Origin of the sequence: Corallococcus macrosporus DSM 14697 (assembly GCF_002305895.1) — a bacterium.
GTDB lineage: Bacteria > Myxococcota > Myxococcia > Myxococcales > Myxococcaceae > Myxococcus > Myxococcus macrosporus.
In genome coordinates, this window is record NZ_CP022203.1 from 3,579,070 (window position 1) to 3,591,728 (window position 12,659).

At 70.5% G+C, this 12,659-nt stretch carries 9 protein-coding genes and 1 tRNA gene; 6 read left to right on the forward strand and 4 right to left on the reverse strand.

Annotated features, from left to right (window positions below):
• Positions 1-70: 70 nt before the first annotated feature.
• From gcvT to gcvP, 3 genes are all read left to right on the forward strand, one after another.
• On the forward strand, positions 71-1,153 hold the full coding sequence (gene gcvT, locus MYMAC_RS15035) for a glycine cleavage system aminomethyltransferase GcvT (protein ID WP_013939614.1): 1,083 nt from the start codon (positions 71-73) through the stop codon (positions 1,151-1,153).
• Between the two features lie 30 nt (positions 1,154-1,183).
• Positions 1,184-1,570 (forward strand): glycine cleavage system protein GcvH, encoded by a 387-nt coding sequence (gene gcvH, locus MYMAC_RS15040; RefSeq protein WP_013939615.1) that lies wholly within the window; start codon positions 1,184-1,186, stop codon positions 1,568-1,570.
• A gap of 78 nt (positions 1,571-1,648) precedes the next feature.
• Positions 1,649-4,558: an aminomethyl-transferring glycine dehydrogenase gene (gene gcvP, locus MYMAC_RS15045; RefSeq protein ID WP_095958599.1), complete on the forward strand. Its 2,910-nt coding sequence runs from the start codon at positions 1,649-1,651 to the stop codon at positions 4,556-4,558.
• A gap of 69 nt (positions 4,559-4,627) precedes the next feature.
• On the opposite strand, the gene MYMAC_RS15050 is transcribed toward gcvP, so the two are convergent.
• The 3 genes from MYMAC_RS15050 to MYMAC_RS15060 form a co-directional block, all read right to left on the reverse strand.
• Entirely contained in the window at positions 4,628-5,545 is a 918-nt protein-coding gene (locus MYMAC_RS15050; RefSeq protein WP_043713151.1) for a cation diffusion facilitator family transporter, read from the reverse strand.
• 26 nt (positions 5,546-5,571) lie between these two features.
• Positions 5,572-6,819: an energy transducer TonB family protein gene (locus MYMAC_RS15055; protein ID WP_095958600.1), complete on the reverse strand. Its 1,248-nt coding sequence runs from the start codon at positions 6,817-6,819 to the stop codon at positions 5,572-5,574.
• A 119-nt stretch (positions 6,820-6,938) separates the two neighbouring features.
• Positions 6,939-8,936, reverse strand: a complete 1,998-nt coding sequence (locus tag MYMAC_RS15060) for a SpoIID/LytB domain-containing protein (RefSeq protein WP_095958601.1) — start codon at positions 8,934-8,936, stop codon at positions 6,939-6,941.
• A gap of 97 nt (positions 8,937-9,033) precedes the next feature.
• Between MYMAC_RS15060 and MYMAC_RS15065 the strand changes: the two genes are divergently transcribed.
• The gene (locus MYMAC_RS15065; RefSeq protein WP_420810038.1) at positions 9,034-10,695 is read left to right on the forward strand and encodes a right-handed parallel beta-helix repeat-containing protein; all 1,662 of its coding nucleotides are present in this window, start codon (positions 9,034-9,036) and stop codon (positions 10,693-10,695) included.
• A gap of 80 nt (positions 10,696-10,775) precedes the next feature.
• Here the strand turns inward: MYMAC_RS15065 and MYMAC_RS15070 are convergent.
• A tRNA-Cys gene (locus tag MYMAC_RS15070) sits at positions 10,776-10,847 on the reverse strand.
• Between the two features lie 158 nt (positions 10,848-11,005).
• Here MYMAC_RS15070 and MYMAC_RS15075 point away from each other — a divergent pair.
• Positions 11,006-12,157 carry an acyl-CoA dehydrogenase family protein gene (locus MYMAC_RS15075; protein WP_095958603.1) on the forward strand — a complete coding sequence of 384 codons (1,152 nt, stop codon included), beginning with the start codon at positions 11,006-11,008 and terminating at the stop codon, positions 12,155-12,157.
• 118 nt (positions 12,158-12,275) lie between these two features.
• A complete protein-coding gene (locus MYMAC_RS15080; protein WP_013939623.1) occupies positions 12,276-12,629 on the forward strand; it encodes a rhodanese-like domain-containing protein in 354 nt (117 codons plus the stop codon).
• The last annotated feature ends 30 nt before the right edge of the window (positions 12,630-12,659 follow it).

A 12,659-nucleotide genomic window follows, 5' to 3' on the forward strand; every position in this document is an offset into this window, starting at 1 on the left:
GTCGTCCTTGATCGGGCAAGTCTCGCGGCTATAGTCCGCGCCGTTTTCCACCCCCCTCCAGGAGAAGAAGATGGCCCGGCAGACGCCCCTCAACGAGGCCCACCGCAAGCTGGGGGCCCGGATGGTCGACTTCGCTGGCTGGGACATGCCCGTCCAGTACACCTCCATCATCGGCGAGCATGAGGCCGTGCGCACCGCCGTGGGCCTGTTCGACGTCTCGCACATGGGCGAGGTGGAGTTCACCGGCCCCGGCGCCCTGGAGACGGTCAACGCGCTCATCTCCAACGACCTGGCCCGCATCGCGGACGGGCAGGCGGTGTACGCGGGCCTGCTCGACGAGCGGGGCACCTTCGTGGATGACGTGGTCGCCTACCGCTTCAGCCCCGAGCGCATCCTCCTCTGCGTCAACTCCAGCAACCGCGAGAAGGACTTCGCGTGGATGAAGACGCACGCCAGGGGCGTGACGCCCGTGGACCGCGGTGACGACTACGCGCAGATCGCCGTGCAGGGCCCCAAGGCCGCCGGCCTGGTCCAGCGCCTGACGAAGACGGACGTGTCCAGGATTGGCACCTACCGCTTCGCCGAGGGCGAGGTCGCCGGCGTCCCCAGCATCATCTCCCGCACCGGCTACACCGGCGAGGACGGCTTCGAGCTGTACTGCGCGGCGAAGGACGCGGTGGCGCTGTGGGACGCGCTGCTCACCGAGGGCCAGCAGGACGGCGTGAAGCCGTGTGGCCTGGGCGCGCGCGACAGCCTCCGCACGGAGATGAAGTACGCGCTCTACGGCAATGACATCGACGACCAGCACACCGCGCTGGAGGCCGGGCTGGGGTGGATCGTCAAGCTCGACAAGGCGGACTTCATCGGCAAGGAGGCGCTGGCGGCGCAGAAGGCCGCGGGCGTGAAGCGCAAGCTGGTGGGCTTCGAGCTGACCGGCAGCGGCATCCCCCGCCACGGCTACGCCATCCTCAAGGACGGCGCCAGGGTGGGCGAGGTCACCAGCGGCACCATGGGGCCCTCCGTGAAGAAGGCCATTGGCATCGGCTACGTGCCCGTGGCGTTGTCCGCGGAAGGGTCGACCTTCGACGTGGACATCCGGGGGCGCGCGGTGCCCGCGGTGGTGGTCAAGACGCCTTTCTACAAGAAGCCCTGAAGCACCCTCGTTCCAGATAGGAGCACCGACATGGCCAACGTTCCTGGCGACCTGAAGTACACCGAAGAGCACGAGTGGGCCCGTGTGCAGGGCAACGTGGTGGTGGTGGGTGTCACCGACCACGCCCAGACCTCTCTGGGAGACGTCGTCTACGTGGAGCTGCCCAAGGTCGGCGCCAAGGTGTCGAAGGGCGACGCGGTGGGCAGCATTGAATCCGTGAAGGCGGTGTCCGAGCTGTTCTCGCCCGTGGCGGGCACGGTGGTGAAGGTGAACGACACCCTGACGGAGAGCCCCGAGCAGGTGAACGACGCGCCGTACGGGGAGGGCTGGTTGCTGGAGATCGAGCTGTCGGACCCCAAGCAGGTGGACGGCCTCCTGGACGCCGCCGCCTACACCGAGCTGCTCAAGAACGCCTGAGCGTGAAGCGGCGGGGACTGACTGTTAGGGACGGTCCTCGACTTCTCGACGCACGACTCGCCCGCGAGCCACAAAGCCATGTCCTTGAACTGGAAGTATCAGGAGCCGTTTGCCGGCCGTCACATCGGTCCGGATGACACCGAGCTGAAGCAGTTGCTGTCCGCGCTGGGCGTGGACTCGCTCGATGCCTTCATCGACCAGGCCGTCCCGCCCGCCATCCGCGCCAGGGAGCCGCTGAAGCTCGGCCCCGCGCGCGGCGAGCACGAGCTGCTCGCCGCCCTGGAGTCCATCGCCGCGAAGAACCAGGTGTTCCGGTCCTTCATCGGCATGGGCTACCACGACACGCACACGCCCAACGTCATCCTCCGCAACGTCTTCCAGAACCCGGGCTGGTACACCCAGTACACGCCCTACCAGGCGGAGATTGCCCAGGGCCGGCTGGAGGCGCTGCTCAACTTCCAGACGCTCATCATGGACCTCACCGGGCTGGAGGTGGCCAACGCCTCGCTGCTCGACGAGGGCACCGCGGCCGCCGAGGCCATGGCCCTGGCGCTCCACGCGAAGGGTGACGACGAAGGCGCGGCCTTCTTCGTCTCCGAGGCCTGCCACCCGCAGACGGTGGACGTGGTGCGCACCCGCGCCCAGCCGCTGGGCGTGGAGGTGGTGGTGGGGGACCACCGCACGGTGGACCTGGGCTCGAGGAAGTTCGTGGGCGCGCTGGTGCAGTACCCGGCCACCGACGGCGCGGTGCATGACTACCGCGCCTTCGGGGAGCAGGTGCACGCCGCGGGCGGCCTGCTCGTGGTGGCCGCGGACCTGCTGAGCCTCACGCTGCTGACGCCGCCGGGCGAGTTCGGCGCGGACGTGGCGGTGGGCAGCGCCCAGCGCTTCGGCGTGCCCATGGGCTATGGCGGGCCGCACGCGGGCTACTTCGCCACCAGGAACGCGTACACCCGCGTCATGCCGGGCCGCCTCATCGGCGTGTCCGAGGACGCGCAGGGCCGCCGCGCGCTGCGCATGGCGCTCCAGACGCGTGAGCAGCACATCCGCCGCGAGAAGGCGACGAGCAACATCTGCACCGCGCAGGTGCTGCTGGCCGTCATCGCCAGCATGTACGCGGTGTACCACGGCCCCTCCGGGCTGAAGTCCATCGCGGAGCGCGTGCACGGCCTCACGGTGCTGCTGGCGCGGGGGCTGGCGAAGCTGGGCCTCAAGCTGAAGCACGACCAGTACTTCGACACGGTGCGCGTGGAGCTGACGGCGCCGCACGTGCGCGCGGTGCTGGGCGCCGCGGAAGCCGCGCGGATGAACTTCCGCCGCATCGACGAGAAGACGCTGGGCGTGTCCCTGGACGAGACGACGCGCCCGGCGGACGTGGAGGACATCCTGTCGGCCTTCGCCACGGGGACCGGCAAGTCCTCGGCGCCGGTGCTGGCGGACCTGGTGGGGGAGGGCGTGGAGAGCGTCGTGGCGCCGGCGCTGCGCCGCGCCAGCGCGTACCTCACGCACCCCGTCTTCAACAGCTACCACTCCGAGACGGAGATGCTGCGCTACATCCGGCGGCTCGAGTCGAAGGACCTGTCCCTCACGCACTCGATGATTCCGCTGGGGAGCTGCACCATGAAGCTCAACGCCACCGCGGAGATGATTCCGGTGACGTGGCCCCAGTTCGGGCGGCTGCACCCCTTCGCGCCCACCTCGCAGGCGGCCGGCTACAAGGTCATCTTCGAGCAGCTCGAGCAGATGCTGACGCAGGTGACGGGCTTCGCCGGTTGCTCGCTCCAGCCCAACGCCGGCAGCCAGGGCGAGTACGCGGGCCTGCTGGTCATCCGCGCCTACCACCAGAGCCGCGGCCAGGGGCACCGGGACGTGTGCCTGATTCCGTCCTCCGCGCACGGCACCAACCCGGCCTCGGCGGTGATGGCGGGCTACAAGGTCGTCGTCACGAAGTGCGACGAGAATGGCAACATCGACCTGGACGACCTGCGCGCCAAGGCGGAGGCGCACAAGGACGCGCTCGCCGCGCTGATGGTGACGTACCCGTCCACCCACGGCGTGTTCGAGGAGGAGATTCGCGAAATCTGCGCCATCGTCCACGAGCGCGGCGGCCAGGTGTACATGGACGGCGCCAACCTCAACGCGCAGGTGGGCCTCACCGCGCCGGGGTTGATTGGCGCGGACGTGTGCCACATCAACCTGCACAAGACGTTCTGCATCCCGCACGGCGGCGGCGGCCCGGGCATGGGCCCCATCTGCGTGGCCAGCCACCTGGTGAAGTTCCTGCCGGGGCACCCCGTCATCCAGACGGGCGGCTCGGAGGCCATTGGCGCCATCTCCGCGGCGCCCTGGGGCAGCGCGAGCATCCTGCTCATCTCGTGGATGTACATCGCGATGATGGGCGCGGAGGGGCTGACCCAGGCCACCAAGCTGGCCATCCTCAGCGCCAACTACGTGGCCGCGCGCCTCGACGCGCACTACCCGGTGCTGTACCGGGGCAAGCGCGGCAAGGTGGCGCACGAGTGCATCGTGGACCTGCGCCCGCTGAAGAAGACGGCCGGCGTGGAGGTGGAGGACGTGGCCAAGCGCCTCATGGACTACGGCTTCCACGCGCCCACCGTGTCCTTCCCGGTGGCGGGCACGCTCATGATTGAGCCGACGGAGAGCGAGTCCAAGGCCGAGCTGGACCGCTTCTGCGACGCGATGATTTCCATCCGCCAGGAGATTCGGGACATCGAGGAGGGCCGGGCGCCCAGGGACAACAACCTCCTCAAGCATGCCCCGCACACCGCGCGCGTCGTCACCGCGCCGGAGTGGAACCGGCCCTACTCGCGCGAGCAGGCCGTGTTCCCCGCGCCGTGGGTCCGCGACAACAAGTTCTGGCCCTCCGTGGGCCGGCTCAACAGCGTGCTCGGCGACCGCAAGCTGGTCTGCTCGTGCCCGCCCATCGAGGACTACATGACGCCGGAGCCGAAGGCCGCCACGGCCTGACGCCTCGCGGGCAGCACGCGTCGTGACTGGAGGCCGTCTCCCGGGTCGGGGAGGCGGCCTTCGCCGTCGTTACGCGGGCGCGGCCAGGGCGCCGCGGTCCGGCTCCACGTGGACGACCACGTCCACCACCTGGGGATAGGCGGCCTGGAGCGTCCGCTCCACCCGGTCCGCCAGCTCGTGGGCCTGGGCGGTGGTGAGCTGCGGGTCCACCTCGATTTTGAGGTCCACGTAGACGCTCTCCTCCATGCCGCGGCTGCGCACGTCGCGGCAGGAGCGCACGCCCGGGACGGCCAGCGTGTGCCGCTTCACCTCTTCCGAATCCAGGCGCGCCGTGTCGGAGAGGATGCCCACCGCCTGCCGGACGATGCCGTAGGCCACCCAGGCGACGAAGAGCATGACGGCCAGGGCAATCAGCCCGTCCGCGCGCGGGTAGCCCAGCCACACCAGCGCCAGGGAGCCCAGCACGGCCAGGGTGACGTAGACGTCGGACAGGGTGTGGCTCGCGTCCGCCAGCAGCAGGGTGCTCTTGTACTTGCGCCCGTAGTAGCGCTCCACCCGCGTCACCACCAGGTTCACCACCAGGGTGAAGGCCATGACGGCCGCCATGGTGCCCGTCACCTGCGGGTGCTTGTCGTTGAGCACCGAGTCGAGCGCCATGCGCCCCAGCTCCAGCATGCCCACGCCAATCATCGCGCCAATGCCCAGCGACGCGAGCGCCTCGAACTTGCCGTGGCCGTAGGGGTGGTCCTCGTCCGCCGGGCGTGACGCCACGCCCATGGCCACCAGCCCCAGCACGTTGGAGCCGCCGTCGATGAACGAGTGCAGCCCGTCCGCCGTCACCGCCGCGGATTGGCTCAGCATCCCGAAGAGCAGCTTGGCGCTGGCCACCACCCAGTTGGCCACGAGGATGCCCAGCAGCACGTGGCGGACCTTCCGGTTCCGCTCCTGCTGCGCCAGGTTTCTGTCGGTGAGCGTCGTCCCGTCCACGCGGGGCACGGTACTTCAGTGCGCGCTCAGTTGGGCTGGCGGAACAGCCGCATCCTGGGGCCACCGCCCATTTCCATGAAGAAACCGAACTGGAACTTCACCTTGGCGTCGTCCGACAGCAGCCCGGGGGGCGGGTTGGGGAAGGGCTGCGCGCGTTTGAAGGACGACACCGCCTCGAAGTCGAGGAAGTCGAGCCCGCTGCTCTTCTCCACCTGGATGTCCGTCAACTGACCGCGCTCGTCGAGCGTGATCTCCAGCAGCGTGTACCTGTCTCGCCCCGTGTAGATGCCGCCGGTGGGATCTCTCCGGCGAAGCTGCTCGTTGGGGTTCCAGTGCATGCCCACGCTCTGCTTCACGCGGTTGAAGAAGCTGGCGTACTTCCACTCGCGCGTGTTGAGGAGGGTGCCGTCGCCCTCCTCGGCGTCCTGCAGGTGGTCATTGGGGGCCGCGCCCAGGATCTTGTCCATGACGGCGCGCGACGGCGCCAGCGTCGCCAGTCCAGGCGCGCCCGCGCGGCCCGTGGAGCCGGCCTCCTCGCCGCCGGTGCCCGGCTGGATGTTGAGGCGCTTGGAGTTCCCGATGACCTCGTCGCTCTCGTTCTGGTTGTTCACCTCCACGCCCGGACCCGGCGACGTCGGGTCCGTCTTCATCGCCACCTCGTTCTTCTTGCGGGCGTCGGGGATCTCGAAGGCGGGCTTCTGGCCGCCCTGGGCCATGGGCCGCTCGTCGTCGCCCATGCCGTTGTTGCCGGCCATCCGCGGCGGCGCCTGCGCGTCCCGGTTCTGGCCTTGCTGGTTCTGCGGCGCCGTCCGCTGGGGCATGGCGTTGCGGTAGAAGGGCGTCTGCTCCCGGGCGCGCGTCTCCTTCTGGACGCGGTTGTTGCTCTCCGCCAGGTACTTCGCGTTCGGGTCCACCTCTTCATTGCCCGGCGCGACGTCCACCACCTGCCCCTTGGGCGTCTCCTCGGCCTTCTTCTCCTCGGCCTTCTTCTCCTCGGCCTTGGGGCGCTCCGACACCTGGGACTTCGTCTGGGGCGAGGCCTGGCCGCGGTTCTTCGCCCACTGCTCGGCGGTGAGCGGACGCACGGCCACGGCGGAGGGCCGCTTCGACGGCTTGCGGGCCGTGGGCTCGCCCTGGAGCGTGCCCGTCAGCAGCAGGGTGCCCACGTAGACGGCATGGAGGAGCAGGGCGAGCGCGAGCGCCGCGGCGAAACGCCCCGCGGACGACTTCTGCCGCCTCCGGCGACGCCAGTTGTTGGGAGAACCCGTGCTCACGGCGGGATGATAAACCTCCGAACGGGCGGACTAGTCCCGTCGCGTTCGCGGCTGAACAGGTGAAGGGGCTGACTGATTCGCGGGCCGCGCACGGGGCTGGAGGATAACCCCTCCCCGCTTCAATAGATGGGGGCCACCTCGGCACCGTTGTAGTAGTGACGGAGGATGTCCTGGTAGCGCTGCCCGGCCTCCGCCCGGCCAATGGCGCCCGTCTGGCACATTCCTACGCCGTGGCCCCAGCCCCCGCCACGGAAAAGCCAGCCGGTGAGCCGGCCCTCGGCGTCCCGCTCGGCCTCCACCACCGCCATGCTGCTGTTGAGCATGCCGAACAGGCGGCGGATGTTGAGCTCGCCGCGCACCTGGGTGGCGCCCTTGTCGCCGGAGACCGACAACACGGCCGCGCGGCCAGAGACGCCCCGGTCCGTCAGCGCCAGGGCCTGGACGCGCCCCACGCCCAGCTTCTTCAGGCGCGCGTCCACCTGCTCGGCCGTGAAGCGCCTCTCCCACCGGAACTTGCTGGGCCGCGCGAAGCTGGAGAGCCGGCAGGCCGCCAGGAGGTTGGGGGCCGTCAGCCAGCGCTCCAGGCTGGCGGGGAGGGGCATGGCGCCCACGGGGCCGATGACGTCCGGACGGCCGCGCAGGCTGGGGTCCGGGGGCCCGCCCCACACCACGTCGTTGTCCTCGGTGTGGCCGCCGCAGACGGCGCTGTAGACGGAGTCCACCAGCCGGCCGTCCTCGCTGAAGAGCCCCTCGCCCCGAGTGGCCTCCACCGCGGCGGTGGTGCTGGCGGCCTCGCCGGTGCGGCCCCGGTAGACGGCGCAGTGCTGCTCGGAGCAGAGCAGGTAGGGGTCCGCCAGGTGCTTGATGCCCACCTTGGCCAGCACCTCGCCGCGCGCGGTGACGGCCTGGGCCTTGAGGGCCTCCGGATGGGCCCGGGCGAAGATCTCCGCGGGCACCAGGCCCTTGAGCAGGTCCTCCAGCGGGACGACGTTCACCACCGCCAGCCGGCCGGAGCGGTCCACGACGAACTGGAGCGCGCCCCGGAAGGTGCGGTCCTCGAAGCCGTGGAAGTCGTAGCCCACGCCGAACTCCACCTGGCGGACGTCGAAGCCCGCGCCGTCGGGCGTCTCCGCGTCCAGCCGGTCCTGGGCCAGGCCCACCACCACGCCCGCCTCGTCGCGCACCTCCAGGATGGCCTTGGCAGGCGTCTTCACCTCCTCGAAGAGCGTCGTCCGCGCGCCATGGCTGCGCAGCAGCTCCGCCTGCTTCCGGCCGGCCGCCTCGGGGGTGAGGACCTCGTCCACCAGCAGCAGGGTGCGCCGGTTGTCGATGACCTTGCCGGCGATGCCATAGACGGAGCCCAGGACCTGGGCCCGGACCGCGAGCCCCTTCTCGCGCCAGGACGCGAGCGCCGCCTGGAGCCCGTCGCGGTCCGCGATGCGGAACTCGGCGAGCTGCACGCGGGCGGACAGCTCCGCCGGGGTGCCCTGCGTCACGCGGACGGTCCACCGGGTGCCCGCCGCCGCGTCGAGCATCTTCTCGTCGGGGCCCCCGAAGCGCAGCCGCATCCGGCCCCGGGGAGCGAAGGTGACCTCGGCGCGGCCTTCCATCAGCCGCACCGGCACGCGCGGCTCGCCGCCGCGGAAGTCCAGGCGCTTGAGGTCCCCCGGCGTGGGAAGCCCCTGGGCCAGCGGGTCCTCCTCCAAGGGCGGAGCCGCGGGGCCGTGGCCGTCGTGGTCATGCCCCGGTGCCGTGCTCCCGGGGGGCCCCTCCGTGGCCGAGGCCGGAGCGCCGCCTCCGTCGCCGCGGGCTTCGCCATCGCCCGCGCTCGCCGAGGGCCCCTGGGACGTGGCCGCTGATGCGCTGCCCGCCGGGTGAACCGGCTCTCCTGGCGTGTCCTGGTGGGCTGGCTCGGAAGTCGGGGCGTCCTCGCTCGCTGGCGGCTCCGGCGGCACCTCGGATGATGAGACGACGGCCGGCCCGGTGGCGGACGCGCGGGGCACGTCGGCCGCGGGCTTCGAGGCCACGCAGGCGGAGAGCAGGACGGCGGCGAGAAGCGGGGTGACGGCGTGGCGCACGGGGGGCGACACCGTACTGTCGCACCTCCAAGGTGTCACGGACCGTTCGCCGGGCGCCCGCCGGGCAGGCCGGCGGGGGCGTGTCATGACGGGAGGGGATGAATAGCGCACAGGCCTTCCGGCGTTGCCCCTGCTCATGAAAATCCGACACGGCAACTGCCTGAAGCTGACGTTCCTGGCCACGGGCCTGATGGTGCTGGGCTCGACGGCCTGCTCGGGCTCCGACAGTGGGGGCACGCCCGTGCCCGTGGAGAGCTCGGCCCCGCGCTCGGTGCCAGCGCCAGCGCCAGCGGAGTCATCCGCGCCCACCCGCGCCTTCGCGACGCGCCCCCCCGTAGGGGTGCAGGCGGTGGCGGGGACGCCGGTGGCCGCGCTGCCGAACCACTCGGACCATGTGAACATCGAGGACCCGTCACCCCAGCCGGCCGTCAGCGCCACGGCGATGACCACCGCCGCCGAGGCGCCCGTCTACACGCGCGAGTGGGTGGTGAGCACGTCGGGCAACGACGCGGGCGACGGCAGCGCCGCGCAGCCCCTGCGCACCCTCAACAAGGCCATCAGCCTGGCCGGCCCGGGCGAGCTCATCCGCGTCCTGCCGGGCACCTACGCGGAGCGGGTCATCATCGGTGACGACGCGAAGCCCGGCACGGCCGACGCGAAAATCACGCTCCAGGGCGAGGGCGGCCCGCGCATCGTCCTGGGCCCCGGCGAGCACGGCCTGGTCCAGGTGCGCCAGCCGCATTGGATCATCGACGGCTTCGACATCGACCTGGAGGGCCAGACGCCCTTCGCCGTCACCTTCGAGGGCGACGTGACGGGCTCCATGCTCGTCAACTCGGACCTGCACGGCGGCACGGGCGGCGGCGCGGTGACGACGTTCAACGACGCCACCGGCGCCATCATCGAGAACAACCACATCCACGACTTCGTGAAGACCACCGGCAACGAGGACTCGCACGGCGTCGTGGTGCAGCCCACCTCGCGCGACATCACCGTGCGCAACAACGACATCCACGACAACTCCGGTGACTCCGTGCAGTGCCTGGGCCCCGAGGGCTTCAGCGACCTGCCGCCCGCGGAGAACCTCCTGGTGGAGAACAACCACTTCTACGCCAACCGGGAGAACGCGGTGGACATCAAGACGTGTTACGGGGTGACGCTCCGCAACAACCGGATGCACCACTTCCTCCCGAGCTCCACGGCGCGGGGCGACGTCGTCGTCATCCACTACTCCGCGAGCAACGTGCTGGTGGAGGACAACGAAATCTACGACGGCGCGAAGGGCATCGCGGTGGGCGGCAACCACGACGGGGCCATGCCCACCGGCGTCGTCATCCGCCGCAACCGCGTGTACGACATGACCGAGTCCGGAGGCGGGGAGGGCACGGGCATCCGCCTGGAGAACTCGAAGGGCACCCTGGTGGTCAACAACACCGTCACCCGCGCGGCCACGGCGCTCATCATCGGCCACGGCACCGGCGGGCCCACCGAGTCCCCCGTGGTGCGGAACAACATCTTCGCGGACGCCCTCATCGCGGTGAACCTGGGCCCCATGGCCCCGGGCATGAGTGTGGGCAACAACCTCTTCCCGGCCGGCGCCCAGTTCAAGAAGGACGGCGAGCCGGTGGACCTCACCGTCTATCAGGCCGCCACGGGGGACATGACGTCCCGCCTGGGCTCCGCCGACCTCGGCGCGGCCTTCGCTCCGGGGCCCATGGCCCTGGACTCGGGCGCGGACGTCGGCATCCCGTTCTGCGGCGGCGGGCCGGACCTCGGCGCGGTGGAACTGGGCTGCTGACGCCCCGTTCCCGCTTCACTGCCCCTGAAAAGGCCAAGGCCCGATGCGGAGTGACTTCCGCACCGGGCCTTGTGTCTTTGAGGCGCCACCCGGATTCGAACCGGGGAATGAAGGTTTTGCAGACCTTTGCCTTACCACTTGGCTATGGCGCCGACAGGATGGGGTCGGCTTTATACGCAGCCCGCCACCACGCGGTCAAGGATGCAACGGCTGTCTGGTGCGCATGCGTCCCGTTACCATGCCGTCACCAGAAGGTTCCACCCCGGGTGCGCGTGCGGACGGGCGCCCGACAGGACGAGGTGCTCGAAAGATGCTTCACGGCCACGGGCTGTACCTGGAAGAGCATGACGCGTTTCGTCGCACCGTACGTGCGGTGGTGGAGAAGGAGATTCTCCCCTTCGTGAGGGAGTGGGAGGCCCGGGAGGCGTTCCCCCGGGAGCTGTTCACCCGCTTCGGCGAGCTGGGCTTCCTCGGCTTGAAGTACCCGGTGGAGTACGGGGGCTCGGCGGCGGGGGAACTGTACGAGGCGGTGCTGTTGGAGGAGCTGGGGCGCTGCGGCTCGGGCGGTGTGTCGGCGGGGTTGGGGGCCCAGTTCACCATCTCCACGGGGCCCATCCACCTGTTCGGCACGGACGCGCAGAAGCGCCGCTGGCTGACCCCCGCCATCCAGGGCGAGAAGATTGGCGCGCTGGGCATCACCGAACCGGACGCCGGCTCGGATGTGGCGGGCCTGCGCACCACCGCGCGGCGCGAGGGTGACGTCTACGTGGTGAACGGCTCCAAGACGTACATCACCAACGGCGTGCGCGCGGACTTCGTGGTGCTGGCGGTGAAGACGGACCCGGCCGCGGGCCACAAGGGCCTGTCCATGCTGGTGGTGGAGAAGGGCACGCCGGGCTTCTCCGTGGGGCGCAAGCTGGACAAGCTGGGCTGGCGCGCCTCGGACACCGCGGAGCTGTTCTTCGAGGACTGCCGCGTGCCCGCGGAGCACCTGCTAGGCGTGGAGGGGCAGGGCTTCGCGCAGATCATGGGCAACTTCCAGTGGGAGCGCCTGTCGCTCGCGCTGGGCGCGGTGGGCGCCATGGAGGACATGCTGGAGACGGTGCTGGCGCACGTGAAGTCGCGGCGCGCCTTCGGCCAGTCGCTCCATCAGTTCCAGGTGGTGCGCCACAAGCTGGCGGACCTCTTCACCGTGCGCGAGTCGGCGCGTCAGCTCACCTACCACGCGCTGCGCCTGCACGTGGCTGGCGAGTGGGCGGTGGCGCAGACGTCCATGGCGAAGAAGGTGGCCACCGAGACGTGCTGCCGCGTGGCGGACGAGTGCCTCCAGCTCCACGGCGGCGCGGGCTACATGATGGAGTACGACATCCAGCGGCATTGGCGTGACGCGCGGCTGGGGCCCATTGGCGGCGGCACCAGTGAGGTGATGAACGAAATCATCGCCAAGCAGCTCGGCCTGTAGGGAGGGGGCGCGGCGCGGCACGGCGCCCCGTCCGCTTCGAGGAGGGCAGGCGGGGAGGCGGGGCGGGAAGACGTCCCGGGCGCTCTGGGTTACCCGAAGAGACCCCGCGGAGGGCACCGTGGAGCCCATCATCGTCTGTGCCGAGCTTTACATGCGTCTGGGGGACGACGAAGTGCTCGTCCTCGACTGCCGGGATGCCGCGGACTGGGAGCGTTATGACCTGCACATCCCAGGTGCCTTGCGCATGACGTCCGCGGAGGTTGCCCGCGACCACCACATGCTCCCGGACGACGAGCTCATCGTCCTCTGCGGCTGCTCGCCGGACGGAAGGGACACGCGCCGTGTCTGCCGCCTGCTCCGGATGAAGGGCCGCGAGGCCGTCTGTCTCGACGGCGGGCTGCTGGCCTGGGTCACAGGTGGCTTCCCCACGGAGCGGCACACCCGGGCCCCCGTCGCCGCGATGCCCCGCTGAGCACCAGGGTGGATGCGGTGCGTCGTCAAA